Origin of the sequence: Neolewinella antarctica (assembly GCF_011927835.1) — a bacterium.
Taxonomy (GTDB): Bacteria; Bacteroidota; Bacteroidia; order Chitinophagales; family Saprospiraceae; genus Neolewinella; species Neolewinella antarctica.
Genome location: NZ_JAATJH010000005.1, coordinates 375,687 through 397,607 on the forward strand (window position 1 = coordinate 375,687; position 21,921 = coordinate 397,607).

16 protein-coding genes are annotated in these 21,921 nt (G+C 55.4%); 4 read left to right on the forward strand and 12 right to left on the reverse strand.

Features of this window, described 5'->3' with window-relative positions:
• Positions 1–27: 27 nt before the first annotated feature.
• Positions 28–1,668: an NAD+ synthase gene (locus tag GGR27_RS15565; protein WP_168038960.1), complete on the forward strand. Its 1,641-nt coding sequence runs from the start codon at positions 28–30 to the stop codon at positions 1,666–1,668.
• Positions 1,669–1,717: 49 nt separating this feature from the next.
• On the opposite strand, the gene GGR27_RS15570 is transcribed toward GGR27_RS15565, so the two are convergent.
• A complete protein-coding gene (locus GGR27_RS15570; protein WP_168038962.1) occupies positions 1,718–2,104 on the reverse strand; it encodes a group III truncated hemoglobin in 387 nt (128 codons plus the stop codon).
• Positions 2,105–2,324: 220 nt separating this feature from the next.
• Positions 2,325–4,598, reverse strand: coding sequence for an aconitate hydratase (locus tag GGR27_RS15575; protein WP_168038964.1), 2,274 nt, complete (start codon positions 4,596–4,598; stop codon positions 2,325–2,327).
• 611 nt (positions 4,599–5,209) lie between these two features.
• Here GGR27_RS15575 and GGR27_RS15580 point away from each other — a divergent pair.
• Positions 5,210–6,565: a T9SS type A sorting domain-containing protein gene (locus GGR27_RS15580; protein WP_168038966.1), complete on the forward strand. Its 1,356-nt coding sequence runs from the start codon at positions 5,210–5,212 to the stop codon at positions 6,563–6,565.
• Here the strand turns inward: GGR27_RS15580 and GGR27_RS15585 are convergent.
• From GGR27_RS15585 to GGR27_RS15595, 3 genes are all read right to left on the reverse strand, one after another.
• Complete coding sequence (locus GGR27_RS15585; protein ID WP_168038968.1) at positions 6,562–7,242, reverse strand: NUDIX hydrolase; 681 nt, start codon at positions 7,240–7,242, stop codon at positions 6,562–6,564. The genes GGR27_RS15580 and GGR27_RS15585 overlap by 4 nt on opposite strands.
• 53 nt (positions 7,243–7,295) lie before the next feature.
• Positions 7,296–8,075 (reverse strand): uroporphyrinogen-III synthase, encoded by a 780-nt coding sequence (locus GGR27_RS15590; protein WP_168038970.1) that lies wholly within the window; start codon positions 8,073–8,075, stop codon positions 7,296–7,298.
• A 91-nt stretch (positions 8,076–8,166) separates the two neighbouring features.
• Positions 8,167–9,117 carry a DUF4271 domain-containing protein gene (locus GGR27_RS15595; RefSeq protein ID WP_168038972.1) on the reverse strand — a complete coding sequence of 317 codons (951 nt, stop codon included), beginning with the start codon at positions 9,115–9,117 and terminating at the stop codon, positions 8,167–8,169.
• 167 nt (positions 9,118–9,284) lie between these two features.
• Here GGR27_RS15595 and GGR27_RS15600 point away from each other — a divergent pair, with 167 nt between their 5' ends.
• Both GGR27_RS15600 and GGR27_RS15605 read left to right on the forward strand, forming a co-directional pair.
• A complete protein-coding gene (locus GGR27_RS15600; RefSeq protein ID WP_168038974.1) occupies positions 9,285–10,586 on the forward strand; it encodes a sensor histidine kinase in 1,302 nt (433 codons plus the stop codon).
• Complete coding sequence (locus GGR27_RS15605) at positions 10,583–11,311, forward strand: response regulator transcription factor (RefSeq protein ID WP_168038976.1); 729 nt, start codon at positions 10,583–10,585, stop codon at positions 11,309–11,311. The genes GGR27_RS15600 and GGR27_RS15605 overlap by 4 nt, the downstream gene beginning before the upstream one ends.
• Positions 11,312–11,356: 45 nt before the next feature.
• On the opposite strand, the gene GGR27_RS15610 is transcribed toward GGR27_RS15605, so the two are convergent.
• The 7 genes from GGR27_RS15610 to GGR27_RS15640 all read right to left on the reverse strand — a co-directional run bounded on the left by GGR27_RS15610 (position 11,357) and on the right by GGR27_RS15640 (position 21,692).
• Positions 11,357–11,800: a GxxExxY protein gene (locus tag GGR27_RS15610; RefSeq protein ID WP_168038978.1), complete on the reverse strand. Its 444-nt coding sequence runs from the start codon at positions 11,798–11,800 to the stop codon at positions 11,357–11,359.
• A gap of 133 nt (positions 11,801–11,933) precedes the next feature.
• The gene (infB, locus tag GGR27_RS15615) at positions 11,934–14,774 is read right to left on the reverse strand and encodes a translation initiation factor IF-2 (protein ID WP_168038980.1); all 2,841 of its coding nucleotides are present in this window, start codon (positions 14,772–14,774) and stop codon (positions 11,934–11,936) included.
• 497 nt (positions 14,775–15,271) lie between these two features.
• Positions 15,272–16,510 carry a transcription termination factor NusA gene (nusA, locus tag GGR27_RS15620; RefSeq protein WP_168038982.1) on the reverse strand — a complete coding sequence of 413 codons (1,239 nt, stop codon included), beginning with the start codon at positions 16,508–16,510 and terminating at the stop codon, positions 15,272–15,274.
• 6 nt (positions 16,511–16,516) lie between these two features.
• Positions 16,517–16,987 (reverse strand): ribosome maturation factor RimP, encoded by a 471-nt coding sequence (locus GGR27_RS15625; protein WP_168038984.1) that lies wholly within the window; start codon positions 16,985–16,987, stop codon positions 16,517–16,519.
• Positions 16,988–17,263: 276 nt separating this feature from the next.
• Positions 17,264–18,208 carry a fasciclin domain-containing protein gene (locus GGR27_RS15630; RefSeq protein WP_168038986.1) on the reverse strand — a complete coding sequence of 315 codons (945 nt, stop codon included), beginning with the start codon at positions 18,206–18,208 and terminating at the stop codon, positions 17,264–17,266.
• A gap of 255 nt (positions 18,209–18,463) precedes the next feature.
• A complete protein-coding gene (locus GGR27_RS15635) occupies positions 18,464–20,179 on the reverse strand; it encodes a SulP family inorganic anion transporter (RefSeq protein ID WP_168038988.1) in 1,716 nt (571 codons plus the stop codon).
• A gap of 127 nt (positions 20,180–20,306) precedes the next feature.
• Positions 20,307–21,692, reverse strand: a complete 1,386-nt coding sequence (locus GGR27_RS15640) for an MBL fold metallo-hydrolase (protein ID WP_168038990.1) — start codon at positions 21,690–21,692, stop codon at positions 20,307–20,309.
• Between the last annotated feature and the right edge of the window lie 229 nt (positions 21,693–21,921).

Here is a 21,921-nt window from a genome sequence, read left to right on the forward strand (position 1 = left end):
TATCTTTGCCCCACCAAAGCGAAAACCATGAACATAGCCCTAGCCCAAATAAACGTCCACGTAGGAAATTTCGCCGCCAACCTAGAAAAAATGCTAGGCTACGTAGCAAACGCAAAAGAACAGGGCGCAGACATCGTCGTCTTCCCCGAGCTAGCCACCACCGGCTACCCGCCCCGCGACTTTTTAGAGTTTGACGACTTTATCGACAAAGCGGAAGAAGTTGTAAACGAACTAGCAAAAGCCGCCGAAGGCATCGCGATCGTCGTCGGCTCCGTGAGCCGCAATCCGGTGGTGGAGGGAAAAGACTTGTACAATAGCGTCTATTTCCTGTCCGGCGGCCGCATCCAGCAGGTGCAGCATAAGACGCTGCTGCCGACTTACGACATCTTCGACGAATACCGCTACTTCGAGCCGGCGCACGAATGGAACGTGGTCCGCTACCAGGACAAAACGATCGCCATGGTCGTCTGCGAAGACAGCTGGAACGTCGGCAACGAAAACCCACTCTACAAGATCAACCCGATGGACCAGATGATGGCCCACAAGCCCGATCTGATCATCAACGTCTCCGCCTCCCCCTTCAATTACGAACACGCCGCCGAGCGTGTACGGGTCATGAAAGTCAATGCGGAACGCTACGGTATTCCGCTTTACCTGGTCAACCACGTCGGCGCGCAAACCGAGGTGCTTTTTGACGGTGGCTCCGTTGTCGTCAACCAGAAAGGGGACGTGATCGACGAGCTTCCCTACTTCCAGGAGTCCATGCGTATTTTCAACACGGAAGAAGTCTGGTCGGGTGACAACATCTCCGGCGAGCAGCCGCGAAATAAGATGACGCTAATCCACGATGGGATCGTGATGGGGATCAAAAATTACTTCGGTAAGCTAGGCTTCAAGAAAGCTATTTTGGGCCTGAGCGGTGGTATCGACTCCGCACTGGTTGCCGTACTCGCCGCCCGCGCGCTTGGGCCGGACAACGTCCGCTGCATCCTCATGCCGAGCCAGCACAGTTCCGACCACAGCGTGAATGACGCCCGCCAGTTAGCCGAAAACTTGGGTTGTCAGTACGACATCGTTCCGATTGAAAGCATTTACAATAGTTATATGGACGTTCTGAAGCCTTTCTACTGGGGCAAGCCGGAGGGGCTGGCCGAAGAAAACCTCCAGGCCCGCGCCCGGGGGATGCTGCTTATGGCCTTCTCCAACAAGTTCGGTAACATCCTGCTTAACACCTCCAATAAATCCGAAATGGCCGTCGGCTACGGTACGCTTTACGGTGATATGTGTGGCGGCCTGAGCGTGATCGGCGACGTCTACAAAACGGAATGCTTCGAACTGGCTCGATACATGAATAAAGACGGTGAAGTCATCCCCGAAAACATCATCACCAAGCCACCGAGCGCGGAACTGAAGCCGGACCAATTCGACTCCGACAGCTTACCCCCGTACGATCAACTCGATGCGGTGCTCTATCAGTACGTAGAAATGACCCAGTCTCCCCAGGACATTATCGACATGGGCTTCGACGCCGAACTCGTTCGGAAAACGCTTCGCTTAGTCAACATCAATGAATTTAAGCGCTACCAGACGGCGCCCGTGTTGCGGGTGAGTAAAAAAGCTTTTGGGATGGGTCGGCGGTTGCCGATTGTTGGGAAGTACTTGAATTAAGTCTTTTCTTGATCTCAACCTTACACCCGCATCAGTGCCTAACTGCTTTCTACTGAATAATCGGCCCCCGCTCGCCCCGTGGCTTGATTTTTGCGCGTAGCACTTCGCCCATTATTTCAACTCTGCGTAGCGCCTCTTCCGTTACGGGCCCCATGTGCGTTTCCCGAATTAACGAGGAGAACATCTCCGTCCAACGGTCCACGTGCGCCGCCGCAATCGGTAGCCGCATGTGCTTCCACATGAACCCGCCCGGATAACTCGACTCACCGAGCAGCACCGTGCACCAGAAATCAGTCACCGTACCGAGGTGCCCCGACCAGTCGCCGTGGCCGAGCGCGCCGAGAAATACGGGGCCGAGTAGTTCGTCGGTGCGGGCCTGCTGATAGAAGGTTTGTAGGAGCGCGTCGATTTTTCGGCGGGTGTCTAGGTCGGTCATGATCGTATAAACATTGTTTCCGTTGAATGTAGCATTCTCGACCCTACTAAATTATTAACACTCAAAAACACACACTAGCCCACTGCCTTGAAGACTGCAATTAAAAAGCCTGCTCTCTTTCGAGAGCAGGCTTATACATTTTTTAGGCCCGGAGGGTCGTCTATAGTAGCGTGGGGATGCTTCCCCACGTTTTCGTTGAAAATTGTATTGAGTTTCCAATCTACTTCCCAGCAGCCACATCCTCCCGAATCTTATTCAAAGCAGAACCAGCCCGCACCCAGTCAATCTGAGCCGCATTGTAAGTATGCTTCGTCTTAACAACATCAGCGGTACCGTCAGCGTGCGTGAACGTCAGTTCCAATTGCGTATTCGGCGCAAAGCTGCTGAAGTTCTTGATGCTGATCTTATCGTCCTGACGAATCTTGTCGTAGTCTTCAGGGTTAGCGAACGTCAACGCTAGCATACCTTGTTTCTTCAAGTTCGTCTCGTGGATCCGGGCGAATGACTTCACCAGCACCGCGTGGACACCGAGGAAACGGGGCTCCATGGCCGCGTGCTCACGGGAAGAGCCTTCACCGTAGTTCTCTTCACCCACGACGATCTGGCCCACGCCCTGGTCGCGGTACGTGATGCCGGATGTGGGTACCGGGTGGTACTCGTTCGTCAGGTAATTAATGACGGTGTTCGTCTTACCGTTAAAAGCATTCTCGGCACCGATCAGACAGTTCTGGCTGATGTTTTCCAGGTGGCCGCGGAACTTAAGCCACGGGCCGGCCATCGAAATGTGGTCGGTCGTACACTTACCTTTCGCTTTGATCAACAAGCGCATGTCCTGGACCTGGGCGTGCTGAATCGGCTTGAAGGGCGTCAGTAGTTGAAGGCGGTCGGAGGTGGGGTCAACGACGATGTTAATGCCCGAACCGTCATCGGCCGGAGCCTGGAAACCAGCATCTTCGACGGCAAAACCGTTCGGGGGAAGTTCGTAACCGCGGGGTGGGTCGAGTTTTACGTCTTCGCCCTTGTCGTTCTTCAACGTGTCCGTCAACGGGTTAAATTTCATGCTGCCAGAAAGCGCCATGGCCGTTACTAACTCGGGGCTGGCAACGAAACCGCGGGTGGCGGGGTTACCGTCGTTCCGCTTAGCGAAGTTTCGGTTAAAGGAAGTAAGGATCGAGTTGGCGCGCGTAGGGTCATCCGTATGGCGGGCCCACTGGCCGATGCACGGGCCACAGGCGTTCGCCAGCACGACACCGTCGATCTGCTCGAAAGCATCCAGAATGCCGTCGCGCTCCACCGTAAAGCGAATCTGCTCTGAACCGGGCGTTACCGTAAACTCTGATTTGAACTTCAGGCCTTTTGCCTTGGCGTCCTTAGCGATGTTGGCGGCGCGGTCGAGGTCCTCGTAGGAAGAGTTGGTACAGGAGCCGATCAAACCGACTTCGAGAACGGGAGGGAATTCGAACTTGTCCACGGCGGCGGCGAATTCACTGATCGGGAAAGCGCGGTCCGGTGTGTAGGGACCGTTGATGTGTGGCTCCAGGGTATTGAGGTCGATTTCGATGACCCGGTCGAAGTACTTTTCGGGGTTATCGTAGCAGGCTTGATCGCCGGTGAGGTGCTCGGCAACCTGATCGGCCAGCTCGGCCACGTCGGCGCGGTCGGTGGCTTTCAGGTAACGAGACATAGAGGCGTCGTAGCCAAAGGTGGAGGTCGTCGCACCGATCTCGGCACCCATGTTACAGATAGTTCCTTTACCGGTACAGCTAATGCTCTTAGCGCCCTCGCCGAAGTATTCGACGATCGCACCGGTTCCGCCCTTCACGGTCAGGATGCCGGCAACTTTGAGAATAACGTCTTTCGGGGTCGTCCAGCCACTGAGTTTACCGGTCAGTTTAACACCGATGACTTTGGGCTGCTTGAGTTCCCAGGGCATACCGGCCATCACGTCGACGGCGTCAGCGCCACCGACACCGATCGCGACCATACCGAGACCACCACCGTTCGGCGTGTGGCTGTCGGTTCCGATCATCATACCGCCGGGGAAGGCATAGTTTTCGAGGACGATCTGGTGGATAATACCGGCTCCGGGCTTCCAGAAACCGATGTTGTACTTATCGGAAACGGTGCTGAGGAAGTCGTACACTTCTTTGTTCACGTCGTTGGCGACGGCGAGATCGACGTCGGCACCGACTTTGGCCTGAATGAGGTGATCACAGTGCACGGTGGAGGGCACGGCTACTTCCGTACGGCCGGCCATCATGAACTGGAGCAGGGCCATTTGGGCCGTTGCGTCCTGCATCGCCACGCGGTCGGGCTGAAAGAAAACGTAGTCGCCGCCACGGGCGTATTCTTGTAGGGGACTCTCCGGGTGGAGGTGGGTGTAGAGAATTTTCTCGGTCAGGGTGAGGGGGCGGCCGAGTTTTTCGCGGGCTGCGGTTACTTTGCCGGGGAGGTCTGCGTAGACCTTTTTGATCAGTTCAATGTCGAATGCCATGTGCTAACTATATATTTTTGCTTGGGTGATTGACTTATTTATGTGCGCTATCGCGGGTGCAGGGTAGGTGACCGAGAGAGCAAGGCTCGGGAAGATAACGCGCTAAGTTGTAAAAGGTGGATAAAGGTAGGAAAATAGGGGTGCGCGATGAATGCAAGGGGTGCCGCATCCTTAAATATTAAAAATTAGTCATTTGTCTTCCCCCGCTTTTATTTCCAACTCAGATGTCATATTTTTATCTTCATACCCTAAAACCGAACACCGTGAAATCGAATATTTTTTACCTAGCTCTACTTTTGCTGCCTGGGCTCCTCACGGGGCAGATCACCCTGGATTGGGATACTCCGATAAGTGCTTCTGCATCGGGCTCGTACTCACTCCCCGGGCTAAGTTTCTCGAGTGTTACTTCTGATTTGGCCGGAGGGGCTTACGTTACGGGGCACAGCAGAAACCCCGGACGGAGCCAACTCAATATTGGCACCAGTGGCCCATCCGCCAAGGGTAAGGATTTCCATACTCAGTTTATTGGAAAGCTCGATGCCGGTGGGAAGTTACTTTGGTTGAGGCGTTTCTCTGGCACAAATAGTCACTGGATCGACCCAGAGAATCTAATGAAGTTACTACCCCTACCGGACGGTAGACTTCAACTCGTTTCCATCGTTAAGCAAAAGGTACAGTTCGGGAACGAGGTGCTGGACAGTATCACGTCCCCCAGAAACTTACTAATTGCCACTATCTCAGCGGAAGGCACGGTTGATGAATTTAAATTACTCAGCACCTCGTTGGAGTACGTAGATGCCATCGTCGGGGCAAAAGACGGGGGGCTCATCATCGCGGGCCGCGTAGATGAATTCAATCTTCACCTGGGCCCCCGGTCCGTACGAACCACCAGCGCACCAGCTTACGCAGTCGCCAAACTTTCTCCGCAGGCAGAGGTACAATGGCTCGCCCCGTTGAGTGCCGAACTATCCTGGGTTCGTACCGGCCCAGTGTACGGTCTACTGGAAGATCGAGATGGTAACGTAGTAATGACTGCTTCACCGGGCGGGGTTAATATCAGTATTACGGGGAGAGGGTGCCTAGAAGAACCCGTCTTTTTTCACTTAGCCAAATTCTCCGGGGCAAACGGAGAGCGGCTTTGGCTCCAACGGGTGGCAAGCCCCGGGTTCGGCTTCGTCAGTGGCATTGCGGAAAGCCCAACGGGAGACTTTTACCTGGTCGGTGCCGCAGCCGGCTTGTTTGCCGACGCCACCGGTCAATTTGACCAAGTCAATAATGGGAACTGTAACAACACCCGGGGCTTTCTGCTGCGAACCGACGCAACCGGCAACACCTACGACTTTGATGTATTCGAGGACCGGTTCATTCCCCAGGCTGTTCACTTCAGTCCCGACGGTAGCTATCTCTTGGGCGGAGGGTTTGCCGGGTCCGTAACTACACTGGAAGACGTACCAAAACCACTCTACGCCCTGAAGTATTACGATCGCTACGACGGGTTAGTGAGTGACTACCAATTCGGCGACGACCGCTCCGCAAGTTCTGTGACCTGGCTATCGGTTAGCCCCGGAGTAAATAACACTATCTACGTTAGTGGTGAGTATAGGGAATGGGATATGGGTTGGGGCTACCGCCCCGAGATCGGAGCCGAGCTAACTAAGTATCAATTCATTGCTAAAATGACCTTGCTGCCAGCTCCTGACGTCTCGGATAAGGAGGCTTCCATCGCGGACGTAAGCGTGTACCCAAATCCAGCATCCGATCTCGTCAACGTAGCAACGCCCGGCGGTGCTACTGATGATTGGACCATAAACCTGTACGACATCGCGGGCCGGCAGGTCGACAACTACCGCGTCCTCCGCAGCAGAAGCCAACGGCAAGTGGACATTAGCCAGTTGCCGATCGGCGCTTATGTGTTAATTTTGAATAGCGGAAGCGAACGCCTCGTTCACAAAATACTAAAGTTCTAACTTCGTGAAATATGGTTAGAATCAGTACGTAAAAGCGCTACTAATTCCGCGACGATCATGCTCGTGGCCCCCCAAATTTCTTCCCCCGCCACGTCGTAATAAGGTATCTTCTCGATCTTAATTCCACGGGACGTTCGCTGGTCACCTAGTTTTCGAGCACCCGACTTCATAAATTCCGCAACCGGTACCGTAAGCACCCGCGCCACCTCTGCTTCTTGCAATTTAAACCTCGGACCCGTCCCGATAGCTATCGGGACGCCCAAATCCCCCCCCGGAAGCCACAGACCAATAAATGGGTCAACAACGAAATTGCTAACCGGGATGTAGAGTGGCGTCAAACCACCAAGAAGCTCGATTTCCGCCCGGGGGATGCCAATTTCTTCTTCCGTCTCCCGCAACGCCGTATCCACCGCGTCAACGTCACCCGTATCAACCGAGCCACCCGGAAATGATATTTGACCGCCGTGGCGATCGCCCGGCGGGCTCGTTCGCTGAATGAACAGCAAGCTCAATTCGTCCGCAACGTAGTAAAGCAAACCCAGCACGGAAGCCACCCGCGCATCTTCTGGTGGCTCCGGAAATTCCTCCCGGCCCGGCGGAGCCAGCAAAACCTGTGCCGACCGTCCGGGTAGTATACCATCCGCAAAGGCCGCACGCAGTTGAATCAAATAGTCCATAAACGAAGCGGAAAACCCACTAAAAGCGCACTGTCTAACGATGACGAAGCTGCCTACTTATTACTAACCTTAAGGTAATTCTCCAACGCCATTTCCATGCTCGGAACGCTCGGCGGGTTGGGCGAAATGTCGACCGACAGGCCACGCTCCTCACAGGCTGCCGTCGTCTTGCGGCCAGCAACGGCCAGGCGTGCGTCCTTCTGCTCGAAAGTAGGGAAGTTGTCGTAGAGCGAGTCGATCCCGAGGGGGCTATAAAAAATGAGGATGTCGTAAAATACTTCTTCCAGGTCGGAGAGATCGGCCGAGACGGTGCGGTACATCTGCGCGGGCGTCCAGTCGAAATCGTTGTCCGTCAAGTACTTAGAGACGAACTGCGAGCCAAGGTTGTTGGTGGGGAGCAGGAACTTTTCTTTGCTCCGGTGTTTCTTCAGCGTCGGCGCGAGATCCTGAATGGTACGCTGGCCAAAGAATACTTTCCGCTTGCGGTAGACGATGAACTTCTGGAGGTAGTTGGCCACCGCTTCGGTGATGCAGTAGTACTTCGTATCCTGGCTCATCTCAATCCGCATCTCCTTGCAGATTCGGAAAAAATGCTCGATGGCCATTTTCGAGGTGAAAATGATGGCCGAGTACTCGTCGGGGCGGATGCGCTCCTTGCGGAATTCTTTCTCGGTCAGGCCCTGCACTTCGATGAACGGGCGCCAGTCGATCCGCAGGTCGTATTTTTTCTCGAGGCGTGCGAACGGGCTGCGTTCGGGGACGGGCTGGGAAACGAGGATGCTTCTTACCGGCTTGGTGGTGGTGGCGGGTTTTTCTTCGCTTGTGGTGGCCATATGTTTATACTTCAGTTGTGCTTTAGGGGGAGGCGATCCAAAATCAGGACGAGAAAAAGCGCCGCGTCGGGTGGTGAACGGGCAAAAAAAATCAGACTAGTGTGTTGCTTAAATAGCGGTAAAGAAGGAGCAACGGGGCAATTTCGACGGTACAAATATACAAAATTATGTGGACGGGCCGCGCGCCCACCAACGGCGCGGCGATCAACAAACCCCGGGCCAAATGGAATAAGTAAATCAGGGCCCCCACCGCCAGGCCGCCGTACAGAAACCAGGGCCGCAGCGCTTCCGGAGCGTAGCTGGTACCCAAATTAATCGGCACCAACACCAAACCCGCCAGAATGGAGAAGACCATTAGCACAAAAGCGTAGCGGCTAATCTCTTTCCGCACCGGGAAGAGCCGCCCGAGCACCCAAATGATCCACTGCTTTAGCCCCACCGCGCCCGCCACAATCAGGGCATAAGTCAACCAACTACTCCAGATGCCCCGGTTTAGACTGATGCTTTGACTTACCGCAAATAGGTAGAGAAAAAAGCCCGCCACGAGGAAGAAAAATAGGTAGCAAATCCACAGCGCCGTTTCCTCCCCGCCGGACCGCCGCGTGTAAATCTGGTTCATGAGGCTGTCGTTGACCGTCCCCCGGATGCACTGGCGCAGCAAGCCACCGAACAACACCCAGAGGCTGGCCATCGCCACGAGTAGAAGCAACTGAATGGCCAGAATGCTACCTTTTCCCTTATTCGGGTCGGTCGATTGAATGACGAGCGGGCCAGACTGACTGAGCCCCGTTGCTCCGGGAGGTGGCGCGGTCGCGGGTGCAAGGAGATTGGGAAGGAGCGGGGCATTCGTGGCTTCCGGCCGGACGTCGAAGGGCGAATAATTTGGACGGCCCGCCGGAGGTTTTTCCGTACCGGCCATACCAGCCGCGGTGGGCAGACGGGTAGTGATCTCGAACGGGTTCGAGCGATCCTGGGCGGGTAGGGCGGTCTGAATTAAGACCAGGACCAGGAAAATGAGGGTGGTACGGAGTGGGGGTAACATCTGGGGCCGAAGATACGCGTATCCCAACTACCGAAAACGCATTCGCTCCCACCCCACACCGGGTAACTAGACCGCTGAAAGTCCCGGTTAATGCGTTGTTAACCAAGCCGGTGATCTATCTAACCCGTCCCTGACCCGGTCATATTTACGTTTCGTAACTTAGGTCCATGCAAAAAAGCGTTCTTCGGCGGGTCATCGTTCTCGGGGTTGTTGCCATCCTCGGCATCGTCGGGATGCAATCCTACTGGGTCGTGACGACTTGGGGGCTCAACGATACTGAATTTAGCCAGAAAGCTAAACTCGCCCTTTACGGCGTTGCCCGGCAAATCGCCGCGGCCAACAACGCGGATTTGCCGAGTCAAGACATTATCCGCCAGCAGTCCAGCAACTACTTCATCGTCAACATCGAGAGTGAGATTGACGCCCTACAGTTGGAAGCGCTGATGCAGGAAGAGCTGGTACGCCTGCACCTGGACGTACCCTTCGAATACGCCATCTTCGACTGTACCTCCGACCAAATGGCCTACGGTGCCTACTGCCAGGCACCGAGCGGCAACGAAAATATGGACCTCGACCTGACGGGAAGTTACCTCCCCCCGGATAAAGAATTGCTCTACTATTTCGGCGTAAAGTTCCCCACCCGCACCGGGTACATCTGGGAAAAAATGCAGCTCGTCTTTTTTCTCTCGATCATTCTTGCCCTAACGGTCGCATTTTTCATTTACTCAGTAATTGTCATCCTGCGTCAGCGCCGCTTGGCTTCCATGCAGAAGGATTTTATTGACAACATGACGCACGAGTTCAAAACGCCCCTGTCCACCATCCGCATCGCGGCCGGGGTCTTTTTGCGTGATGAACGAATTCAGAAAGACGCCCGACTTTCCCGCTACGCCCAGTTGATCCACCAACAGTACGAGCGCCTGAACGGGCAAGTTGAAAAAGTGCTCAACATCGCTCAGATTGAAAAAGGGAGCTTTGAAGTGAAGAAGGAACGAGTCGATCTGCAAACACTGCTTCCCGACCTACTCAACAGTACCCGCGCCCGAACGGATGAGCTCAGCGGAGAACTGACCACGAACTTCCCACGGGAACCGCTTCCGCTGCTAGCCGACCCCGTGCACCTGTCCAATATTCTCCACAACTTACTCGACAATGCCGTCAAGTACAGCGGTGAAACGCCGAGAATTACTGTCTCCGGTATTCACGAGGGGAATAACTTGCGAATGAGTATCTCCGACGAGGGGCCGGGCATCGCGGCGGAACACCGCGACCGGCTCTTCGAGAAGTTCTACCGCGTCCCGACCGGTGACGTCCACGACGTAAAGGGCTTTGGTCTGGGCTTATTCTACGTGGCGCAGATCTGTAAAGTCCACGGGTGGCCCATCCAAGTCGACAGTGAGGTCGGTACGGGCACGACCATTACGATCACCTTTCCCATTTTGCCCGTCCCACAAGCCATTGCCACATGAACCCCGCCCCCGCTTCTGAAACTACGACCCGTGCCCACCTTCTTTACGTGGAAGACGACGAAAGCCTCAGCTTCGTTACGCGGGACAATCTGGAGTTTAGTGATTTCAGGGTGACGCACTGTGCATCCGGTACGGAAGCCGTCAAAATCATTAACCGCGAGGGCTTTGACTACGATCTTTGTTTGCTGGACGTCATGCTCCCCGGCGTCGACGGCTTCGAACTGGCCGAACGCATTCGAGCCAAGAATCAGGATGTCCCCATTCTCTTCCTGACCGCCAAGAGCCTCAAGGAAGACCGGCTGCGCGGCCTCCGCCTCGGTGCCGACGACTACATCACCAAGCCCTTCAGCATTGAGGAGCTCATCCTGAAAATTGAAGTCTTCTTACGCCGCAACCGCGTCCGCCCTTCTTCCCCGGCCTACGACCCCAAGCAAATCGGCGACTACCACTTCGAGCTCGACAAGCTACAGCTCACCTACAAGGCGGAAGCCCCCCGCCGCCTCACCCGCCGCGAAGCCGAACTACTACAATACCTAACCACCCGCCGCGACCAAGTGAGCGAACGGGGAGATATTCTGGAAAAAATTTGGGGGGAAAACGACTATTTCCTCGGGCGTTCGCTGGACGTCTTCATCAGCCGGCTACGGAAGTATTTAAAGCAGGATGGGCGGATTGTTATTGAGAATATTCATGGGGTTGGGTTTACGCTTATTGTTAAATCCTAATCACCAGAGTTTTGGGCCACAGAAACACAAAAAGCACAAAATTCCTTATGGCAGACTTGCGTAAAGGTCATTGACTAAAGTTAGTCGTCCGTCATTTGCTATGTTAGCTGAATTGAAGTTTAGGATTAGGGCTTTTGGCATTCTCAGTAGGTTTATGTAATTGAGGGCTTGAGCTTTGTGAACTGGTAGCACTTCCTTTACAGCCTTCAACTCGACAACAAGAATATCGTCAACAAGCAGGTCAATTACACTCTTCATACTAAGCTTAGTACCCTTGTATATGGGATAGAACGAAACTTGCCTTCGAAAGGGAATTTCAGCTTTACCCAGTTCAATAGCGAGGCACTCTTCGTAAACACTTTCTTTAAGACCCGCTCCCATATGACGTTGGACCTCAATGGCAAGACCAACAACCTGATACGTCAAATCATCAATAGAAGCTTTTGTAAACTGCGTAATTGTTGGTTGGAAGGCTGACTCAGTGTTCATGATGCTATTTTCTCATAAAGAAACAACATTATGTCACACCACATAACATTTTGTGTTTCTGTGTTTTTGTGGCAAAAAAAAGCCCAACTTGGATGATCCAAGCAGGGCTAATCTTAAAACTTTAAGTGTTTTACTACTTCATTTTCTGAGCAATCTCAACAATCTCATACCCCTCAATAATGTCTCCGGGCCGGATATCATTGTAGTTCTTGATGTTGAGTCCACACTCAAACCCGGCGCGAACTTCCTTCACGTCATCCTTAAAGCGCTTCAGACTAGCCAGCTCGCCAACCGTACCCTCTTTGAGTGGGTAGGTAACGATGCCGTCGCGAATGATGCGGATGAGCGTATTGCGGGTGACCTTGCCTTCGTCGACGTAACAACCGGCGATGGTACCGATCTTAGAGATTTTGAAAGTCTCGCGAACACTGATCTGGCAGACGGTACGCTCTTCCTTGGTGGGTTCGAGCATGCCTTCGATGGCGTCCTTGATCTCGTCGATCGCCTGGTAAATGATCGAGTAGGTCTTGATCTCCACGCCTTCGCGCTCGGCCAGCTTCCGGGCGGAGCCACTGGGGCGAACCTGGAAGCCAACGATGATCGCATCGGAAGCGGTCGCCAAAAGGATGTCGGAGTCAATAATCTGACCTACCGCCTTGTGAATAACGTTTACCTGAACGGTTTCCTGAGAGAGCTTGATCAGTGAGTCGGACAGAGCTTCTACGGAACCGTCAAAGTCACCTTTAACGATTAGGTTGAGTTCCTTAAAGTTACCCAGTGCGAGACGGCGACCGATCTCGTCGAGCGAGATTCGCTTACTGGCCCGGTTGGCTTGCTCCCGGTTGATCTGTAAGCGGCGACCGGCTAGTTGGCGGGCCTCTTGCTCACTGGCCATGACCTTCAGCATCTCACCGGCCTGCGGTGCTCCGTCGAGACCGAGGAGTAGCGTCGGGCTACCCGGCTTGACTTCCTTGACGCGCTTACCGTATTCGTTGAACATGGCTTTCACGCGGCCGGAATTCTCACCGGCAACGATGATGTCCTGAATCTTCAGCGTACCGTGGTTGACGATGACCTTGGTAACGTAACCGCGGCCTTTCTCCAGCGATGCTTCCACGATGGTCGCAACGGCGGGGCGGTCTGGGTTGGCTTTTAGTTCGAGTACTTCGGCTTCTAGCTGAATGAGTTCCATCAAGCCTTCGATGCCGATACCCTTGAGGGCGGAAATATCCGCACTCTGGTACTTACCACCGTAAGCTTCGATGGGGTAGCCCATCTGCGCGAGTTCTCCTTTAATCTTGTCGGGGTTAGCACCGGCCTTGTCAATCTTGTTGATGGCAAAGATCATCTTGACGCCGGCGGCCTCAGCGTGGCTAATGGCTTCCTTCGTTTGCGGCATGATGTCGTCGTCCGCGGCGATGATGATGACGGCGATGTCCGTCACCTTGGCACCACGGGCACGCATGGCCGTAAAGGCTTCGTGACCCGGTGTATCCAAGAAGGTAATTTTCTTGCCGTTATCGGCCCGAACTTCGTACGCACCGATGTGCTGCGTAATGCCGCCCGCTTCACCCTCCGTTACGGAAGCTTTGCGAATGTAATCGAGTAAGGAAGTTTTACCGTGGTCGACGTGACCCATGACGGTGACGATCGGCGGGCGTTCCTGAAGATCCTCCGGCGCGTCTTCGAATACTTCTTCTTCTTCAACATCTTCTTCGACGGTGATGAATTCGATTTCGTGACCAAACTCCTCGGCGACCAGTTCGATGATCTCTGCATCGAGGCGCTGGTTGATCGAGACGATCACGCCGGTGTTCATACAGGCCATGATGACCTCGCCGATACCGACGTCCATTACGTTAGCTAACTCCTGAGCGGTTACGAATTCCGTTACCTGGAGCTTGTCCGTGCTGCGTTCCGCCTCGACGGCTTCCTGACGTTCACGGATGCGATCCCGGTTATCCCGGCGTTGACGCTGACGCTTCTTCTTGGCGCCACCACCACCGCCCTGGATGCGGGCCATGGTTGCTTTGATCTTGTCTTCAATTTCCTTAGCGGAAACTTCTTTGGGCTCGTCGCGGCGGCTGTTGCCTCCGGTGCGTCCTCGATTGCTCGCTCCACCGGAATTGGCACGACCACCACCACCCGTAGAGGGGCCGGTGGTGATTTTCTTACGCTTACGTTTACGGCGCTCACCTGCATTAGCGTCCGGCTTTTTGATCTCGATCTTACCCATGACCTTTAAGCCGCGCAGTGCGGGGGTCTTGGAACGGATCGTATCTGGTTGATCGGACGCGGGGGCGGCTCCACCGGGGGTAGTACCTGCGCTCGCAGCGGGTGCGGCCGCAGGGGTTGCCGGAGTGGCTGGCTTAGCGGGCTGCGCCGGAGTGCTCGGAGCCTTGCCGGCTGGGGTAGCTGGGTTTGCTTTGGCAGCTGGCCGGGGTGTTGGCTTGGCGGGTACTGGTTTTTTCTTCGGCTTGGCACGATTCTTCGCGGCATCCAAGTCAATTGTTCCCAACACTTTTAGGCCGGGGACTTTGCGTCCACCACTTTCGTCTACCGTAGCTGGTGCCGCGGGTGCAGATGGTGGTGGAGGGGGCGTACCACCGGTAACGGGGGTAATGGTGGGAGCGGGCGCAGCCGACGGGGCCGACGGGCGACCCGGCAGTGGCGGCGGCGGTGCGCCGCCTACGCGGGGTGATGGTGGCACACCTCTTCCTGGAGCCATCGGTGGTGGTGGTGGCGGCGGTGGTGGTGGCACGGCGGTGGGCCTGGTGTTGAATTCCAGGGCGTCCGCCTTTTTCTTATCCGACGCGGCGCTCGCAAAAGCTGCACGGACGACGTCTTCCATTTCAGGGGTCAACTTCGAAGTCGGCTTGTTGTCGATCTCAAAACCCTTCGTGGACAGATGCTCGACGATTCTCGAGGTCCCTACGTTCAACTCGTTTGCTACCTTAATTAGTCGTTTACTCATTCGATCAATTATGCACAATACATCAGGTAACCGCGCTGTACAGACGCGGGGCAATTTAAGAATACCCTAAATAGCCGTTTGTTTTTCCCCTAGCCATACCGCTCTGAGGGGAACAGGACCGGGACGAATTCCCGGAAGCGATGCAAAGATAGGCAATTAACTAAAGCGCCGCTTGCGGCGGGGTGGATAGTCGCTTACTTATTTCCGCGTATGAGGTGCGTCACCGAAAAATCCGGCGAACCCGGGCCTGACCCCGGAGCGCGTTATCCAACAACGCGACTTTATACTTTGTTGAACGCTTGTGTTTCTCGCCATCAGCGACACTAGGCGAAACCGCGCTCGCAGGGCGTCACCGACGGGTGCCTTCCTTGACTACCGTGCGGCAGAAAAGCCAACCTTTCAAATTTGCCCACAAAAGGTAAGTGTGAAAAGTTGGCTTCAGTCGAGGAACCTGATGGTGCTTCACTAAGTCGTGCGCCGTTCAGGCACCGCCGAAATTACTCTCCGTCAAACTCCGCAGCCAGGACGGCAAGCACGGCAGTGACGGTTTCTTCTTCCAGGTCCGTCCGGCGAATGAGCTCTTCCGGCGTCGAATCCAACACGGACTTTGCCGTATCGAGGCCGATGCTCTTGAAAGCGTCGAGTACCCAGGCTTCGATCTCGTCCTTAAATTCGTCGAGGTCGACGTCATCAATTTCAACTTCGTTGTTCCGGTATACGTCGATCTCAAATTCCACCAATCGGCTAGCCAACTTGATGTTCGTACCACCCTTGCCGATGGCCAGACTGACCTGGTCAGGCTCCAGGTAGACCTTGGCGCGGCGGGCTTCCAGATCCAGCTCGATGTTGCTCACGCGGGCGGGCGTGAGGGAACGCTGGATGTAGAGGGACGTGTTGCTCGTGTAGTGAATCACGTCGATGTTCTCCTGGTTCAGCTCCCGGACGATGCCGTGGATGCGGGAACCTTTCATACCGACACAAGCACCGACGGGGTCGATACGCTCGTCGTAAGATTCGACGGATACCTTGGCGCGCTCACCCGGGATACGGACAATACCCTTGATGGTAATCAGACCGTCTTCGATCTCGGGGACTTCCTGCTCCATCAATTTAGCCAGGAAGCGCTCGTCGGCGCGGGAGACAATGACAACGGGGTTGTTGTTGTTCCGCATCTCGACTTCCTTGATGATACCACGGACCATATCTCCCTTGCGGAAGTAGTCACCCCGGACGGTTTCGGTACGGGGAAGGACCAGCTCACGACCATTAGAGTCATCGATAACGAGGACTTCGCGCTTGAGGATCTGCTGCACTTCACAGAGGACTAAATCACCGATGCGCTCCGTGTAATTACGGTAGAGCTCATCTTTCTCGATGTCCATAATGCGGCTAATCAGCGTCTGGCGCGCGGCCATAATGGAACGGCGCCCGAAGTCTTCTAAGAAGAGTTGCTGGTAGCATTCTTCGCCGACTTCGTAATCGTCGTCCACGGCCAGGGCTTCGGAGAAGGAGATCTCGGAGAGCTCGTCGGTGACTTCACCGTCCGGGACGATTTCGCGGACGCGCCACAGTTCGAGGTCGCCCCGGTTAGCGTTCACGATGATGTTGAAATTATCGTCGGTGGTGTACTTCTTCTTGATCAGGGTCCGGAAAACGTCTTCGAGAATCCGCACCATGGTGGGGCTGTCGATCGATTTGCCGGAGCTGAATTCTTTGAATGTATCTACGAGATTCATAATTCGCTAGAAGCTAATTTTTACGATTGATTTTTTAATGTCGGCAAAGGCCACCGGGGTTTCTTCCACGACGGTCACTTTGCGCTTACCCTCCTTGCGGCGGATTTTGGCGGAAAGGACAACGCCTTCTTCGGTGACGCTGATGAGCTCGCCTTTGTACTTGTCGCCCGCGTTCGTCGTCACTTCCAAGGTACGACCCTTATTCTTGACGTACTGGCGGTGAAATTTTAGCGGCCGGTCCACGCCGGGGCTGCTGACGTTGAGGGTATATTTTTCGCCGAGGGGCTGTTCCGCATCGAGGTAGGCTTCGATGTGGCGACTGAGGGTGCGGCACTTTTCGAAGGTCATCGGGGAGTCGCTGTCGACGTAGATATCCACTTTCGTGTTCGTGTGGTGCACGTCCACGACGAAGGCGTCGCCGAACTCTTCGTTTTCCGCGATAAAATTTTCCAGTAATTTGGTGATCTTCTCGACCATATCCCTTTGCTGTTTTTTCCCGATCACACTGCACCTGCATCCGTGCCCAAATCACCGCACATAATGGCTGCGCTAAAATTTGGGTGGAGACACAAAAAAAAGGGAACCTTGCGATTCCCTCCGTGGTATTTTTTGCGACCTTGTTTGGCAAAGATAACGCGCATTTGTCAAATAGGTTGATGTTGCCTTAAATGCACCGCGTCCACACTCCATATTGGGGCGCGGACGCGGGTGCAAAGTTGACCAAAAAAGCAGGCCAGTTCGGATGAATCGCTACTAGAAGTTAGTGGGTAGCAAAACCGTAGGAATCAGGTGGACCACACCGTTCGTGCCCTGGATGTTATTAGCTGAGGAAATCTCTACGTTCTGGGCCGGATCCGACGTAGTCGTGATCGTCGTGTTTCCGGTGCCACCAAAAGTAAGCCCTTCACCCGCCAGCAGGGTATTCGCCGTGCTGGGAATGCCATCCGCCCGCACGTTGCCGTTGACGACGTGGTAGGTAAGAATGTTAGTCAATTCCGGTACGGTGAGCGTGGCGACCGTGCTGTCAATGGCGGTGAAAGCAGCGTTAGTGGGGGCGAACACCGTGAAGGGTCCGTCGTCGCTCAGTGCTTCGACGAGACTAGCCGTTCCCAGGGAGCTAACTAAGGTGCTTAGTCCGGGGGCATCTTGTGCAATCTGGACGATGTTCTGAGCCATTAGGACTTCATCGATGATGTGGATGACGCCATTGTCGGCGGCTACGTCAGCGGTTGTCACGGTGGTCGATCCATTGACGGTAACCGCGCCGTTAGCATTGTTCAGTACGAGACTCAGCGGAGCATCGTCCGGGCCGGTCTCATTTAGCGTCGTTGGGAAACTAGTGCCAGCAGCAATGTCGGCGGCGAGGACTCTCGCGCCCAGTACGTGGTAAAGCAGGATGTTGCTAAGCGTGTCATTATCCATGGCGGCCAGGCCGGCGGCATCGATGTTGGCGGCCGCAAAGGCGGCGTCCGTTGGCGCGAAAACGGTAAAATTGCCGCTGACGTTATCGAGCACATCGTCCAGGTCCGTCTGTTCCAGGGCGGCGCGGAGGAGGGTGAAATCATCGTTGGTATCCACAATGGCGGAGATGGTGTTGGGACGAACCGCGTCGGTGTCGTCATCGTCTTCGCAGGAGGAAAAACCAAGGGCGAAGATGGCCAGGATGGCCAGCAGGAGGGGGGAAGAGAGTTTGAACATTAGGTTATGAGTTTAAAAACGGGGCGGGATTGTTGGTTTGCCCACTCCGCAGGTGTAAAAAATGGATTTTAAGTGAAACACACGCTAATCACGTAGCCAGTCAACGAATGCCGTGGACACATAAGCACGGAAACGTACCTAAGTTTATTCCCTTAAGGGAGCATTGTCTGGGGCCGGACAGAGTTGGGATTAGTTATTCTCCAGCACTGTTTAACGTGCAATAAAAGGGGGTTTAGGATAATAACTGACTACTCGCTAACGGTGCTGCACGGCCGGCAAATCCCAGCCCCGGTCCCCCCGCTCCTCCGCAATGTGGGTCAGCGCATCCTGGATCGACAGGAAAAAGTAAGCAGCCCCCATCCGCTCCATCATGCCGGATTTGTAGAGCATGTCCCGCACCGGGCCGATTACGCCACAGAGGTAGAGCTCCACCCCCCGCCGGTCGAGCACGTCGAGAAACTGGGAGAGAGAAAACAGACCACTGGTGTCGAGGTCGTTGATCGTGTGCGCGTCGATGATGACGGACCGGAGCGCCTCCCCCCGCGCGTCAACGAATCGCTCGAGTTGCTGGCGAAAAAAGTCTGCGTTACCGAAGTAAAGTTCCGCATCGAAACGCATGATCAAAATGCCCGGGTCGGTCTCGGCGGCGGCGAAGCGGGCGCAGTTGCGAAAAGCGTTCGTACCGGGCACGCGCCCCAGCTCCGCCATGTGTGGCCGCGCGGCGCGGGCGAAGACGAAATACAACGAAAGAACTACGCCGCCGGCTACGCCGTACTGAAGGCCGGCAAATAGCGTAAATAGAAAAGTAATGGCGAGGGTAGCAAACTCTTTCGGCGCTAGTTTCCAGAGGCGTTTCATCTCCGCCACGTCGAAGAGCTTACGCACGGAGTAGATGATCAGGGCGGCGAGAACGGGGATGGGTAAATAGTAGAAAAGCGGGGTAAGAAAAAGCAGCACCAGTACCAGCAGGCCAGCCGTAAAGAGCGAGCTCAGCGGCGTCAGCGCGCCGGCCCCTTCCCCCACCGCCGACCGGCTAAAGCTAGCCGAACTCGGAATGGCCTGAAAAAACATGCCGAGTAGCTTACTGAAACCGAGGGCAACCAACTCCCGGTTGGGTTCAATGCGGTAATGCTGGTGCCGCGGCGAAAATGCCTTGCCGATCGAGAGCGTCTCGATGAAACTGAGCAGCGCAATCACGGCCGCCACGGGCAACAACTCCAGTACCACTTCCCAGCTAAGAACCGGCATGGCCAAACCCGGCAAACCCGAAGGGACCGCACCCACGATCTTGACGCCCCAGTCCGCACCCACCAGCGCGATTAGTGCGGTGGACGTAACGATCAGCACCAACATGGTCGGAAACTTCTTCGGTAGGAATTTTCCCGCCAGCAGCAACAACAAGAGCGTCAGTAAACCAAGCGCCGCGGAGGGCAGGTGGAGCGCCCCGACGTTTCGCGCCAATTCTAACACCGTATCGTGAAAGAAACGCGTTCGTTCCGTACGAACCCCCAGCAATGCATCCGCCTGAGAGAACATGATCAGTACCGCCGCCGCCGAGACGAAGCCGGACAGCACGGGCCGGCTCAGCAAGCTGCCAATGCCGCCAAAGCGCAGTAAGCCAAACAGCAGCTGGAGCACTCCCGTCAGGCCACCGAGAAGGATGGCGTAACCAATAAAGGTTTCCGAGCCCGGCTGCGCCAGTCCGGCAATGCCGTTAAGGCAAAGCAGCGAGGCCAGCGCCGTCGGTCCTACCGATGTGTGTGGCGAAGAAGCAAAAAGCGCGTAACCAACGAGTGGTACCAATGCGGCGTACAGGCCGTAAACCGGTGGAACCCCGGCCAGCAGCGCGTACGCCATCGCCTGGGGCACGAGCAGCACCCCGACGGTCAGGCCGGCAACTAGGTCAGTGACGACCGTAGCCCGACCAAAATCGGGGGGGGCGGGGAACCATTTATCGAGGCGAATGCGCACGGGCGTTTGTTGGTCTGACGTGAAGGGGCGTTGCGGATCTCATCCTGCACCCGGACTTTTCGACCAGCAAGAACGAGGGGCCGGGGTGAGCGGTACGCCGCACGAAATTACTGGCGGAGCTTTAATACTACCCGGTCACTTCTTGTCCCAAGATCAAAGCCACCTTATCCTGCACGTTTACAATGTCGTCCACCCCACGGGATTTTAACAGGCTCGTAGCGATGGTGGATCGGTAGCCACTGCCACAGTGCACGTAGATCGTCCCTGCTTTCGAGAGTTCCCCCCGACGGCTACTGAGTTCATTCAGGGGAACATTGCTGGCAACACTCAGGTGGCCACCCTTAAACTCTGCCTCTTTGCGCACGTCTAGCGTCGCCGGTACTTTACCGGCCCGCAGACGCTCGCCGAACGTGTGCGCGTCGATGGTTTCCAACTGGTCGAGCTCGCCACCGTAGCTTTTCCAGGCTTCGATGCCCCCTTCTAAATAGCCTAATACGCCATCGTACCCGACACGGCTAAGGCGTTCGGCGGCCTCGGCTTCGCGACCCGCGTCGACAATCAGGAGGATGGGTTGCTTGAGGTCCGGCACGAGCTCGCCGACCCAGGGGGCGAAGGATCCGTCGAGGCCGATGAAAATACTGTTGGGAACGAATCCTTTTACGAATTCCGCTTTATCACGGACGTCGAGCAGGAGGGGGCGGTCGTTGTTGGCGGCGCGTTCGAATTCAGCGGGGGGAAGGGCCTGGAGGCTACGGTCCATCACTTTTTCGAAGCTTTCGTAGCCTTCCTTATTCAGGCGGACGTTCTCGCCGAAGTAGGCGGGCGGGGGAAGCAGTCCGTCGGTCACTTCCCTGATGAATTCCGCGCGCGTCATGTCGGTGCGCAGGGCGTAATTTGTTTCCTTCTGGTTTCCGAGCGTGTCCTGGGTTTCGCGACTCATCTTCTTGCCACAGGCCGAGCCAGCGCCGTGGGCGGGGTAGACGATTACGTCGTCGGGCAGCACCATAATGCGGCGGCGGAGGGATTCGTAGAGGAGGCCAGCCAGATCTTCGACCGTGAGGGCGCCGGACTTCTGGGCGAGGTCGGGCCGGCCAACGTCACCGATAAACAAGGTGTCGCCGGAAAAAAGGGCGTGGGGCTTGCCCTCCTCGGTTAATAATAAGTAACAAGTACTTTCCAGCGTATGACCGGGCGTATGGAGTGCGCGGATGGTGAGTTTGCCGACGTGGAAATCTTCCATGTCGTGGGCGGTATGCTTCGCGTAATCCGTTTTGGCCCCAGGGCCGTACACGATGGTTGCGCCGGACTCCTTCGCCAGATCGAGGTGACCACTGACGAAATCAGCGTGGAAATGAGTTTCGAAGATGTATTTGATCTTGGCCCCGGCGTCGTTGGCGCGCTTCAGGTAGGGTGCCGGGCTGCGCAGCGGGTCGATGATGGCGGCTTCCCCGTCGGACTCAATGTAGTAAGCGCCCTGGGCGAGGCAGCCGGTGTAGATTTGGTCGATGATCATGGATGCATGAAGGTTTGTTCATGTATTAAGGTGTTAGTTGGTGTTTGGTTGAAAGGGGGTGTTTTACCTAAGTGCGTGCGCTATAATTCAGCTTCGTTGCTTTTTTTTGGCGCGGTCGCGGGTGCAGGGTTATGGGCCAGAAAACGATTAACTCACGGTAAGGTGCCGTAAACCGGGCGAGACGGTTTGTCTCCTTTCCCAACTACGTGGCACTCCCGATAGCTATCGG

What these genes read in the sequence shown, in the direction of transcription:
- GGR27_RS15585 (WP_168038968.1), bottom strand. Translation starts at nt 7,242, where the DNA reads ATGGACTATTTGATTCAACTGCGTGCGGCCTTTGCGGATGGTATACTA.
- GGR27_RS15610 (WP_168038978.1), bottom strand. Translation starts at nt 11,800, where the DNA reads ATGAACACTGAGTCAGCCTTCCAACCAACAATTACGCAGTTTACAAAA.
- nusA (WP_168038982.1), bottom strand. Translation starts at nt 16,510, where the DNA reads ATGAATCTCGTAGATACATTCAAAGAATTCAGCTCCGGCAAATCGATC.
- GGR27_RS15575 (WP_168038964.1), bottom strand. Translation starts at nt 4,598, where the DNA reads ATGGCATTCGACATTGAACTGATCAAAAAGGTCTACGCAGACCTCCCC.
- GGR27_RS15580 (WP_168038966.1), top strand. Translation starts at nt 5,210, where the DNA reads ATGAAGTTACTACCCCTACCGGACGGTAGACTTCAACTCGTTTCCATC.
- GGR27_RS15600 (WP_168038974.1), top strand. Translation starts at nt 9,285, where the DNA reads ATGCAAAAAAGCGTTCTTCGGCGGGTCATCGTTCTCGGGGTTGTTGCC.
- GGR27_RS15640 (WP_168038990.1), bottom strand. Translation starts at nt 21,692, where the DNA reads ATGATCATCGACCAAATCTACACCGGCTGCCTCGCCCAGGGCGCTTAC.
- GGR27_RS15595 (WP_168038972.1), bottom strand. Translation starts at nt 9,117, where the DNA reads ATGTTACCCCCACTCCGTACCACCCTCATTTTCCTGGTCCTGGTCTTA.
- GGR27_RS15605 (WP_168038976.1), top strand. Translation starts at nt 10,583, where the DNA reads ATGAACCCCGCCCCCGCTTCTGAAACTACGACCCGTGCCCACCTTCTT.
- GGR27_RS15565 (WP_168038960.1), top strand. Translation starts at nt 28, where the DNA reads ATGAACATAGCCCTAGCCCAAATAAACGTCCACGTAGGAAATTTCGCC.
- infB (WP_168038980.1), bottom strand. Translation starts at nt 14,774, where the DNA reads ATGAGTAAACGACTAATTAAGGTAGCAAACGAGTTGAACGTAGGGACC.
- GGR27_RS15570 (WP_168038962.1), bottom strand. Translation starts at nt 2,104, where the DNA reads ATGACCGACCTAGACACCCGCCGAAAAATCGACGCGCTCCTACAAACC.
- GGR27_RS15590 (WP_168038970.1), bottom strand. Translation starts at nt 8,075, where the DNA reads ATGGCCACCACAAGCGAAGAAAAACCCGCCACCACCACCAAGCCGGTA.
- GGR27_RS15625 (WP_168038984.1), bottom strand. Translation starts at nt 16,987, where the DNA reads ATGGTCGAGAAGATCACCAAATTACTGGAAAATTTTATCGCGGAAAAC.
- GGR27_RS15630 (WP_168038986.1), bottom strand. Translation starts at nt 18,208, where the DNA reads ATGTTCAAACTCTCTTCCCCCCTCCTGCTGGCCATCCTGGCCATCTTC.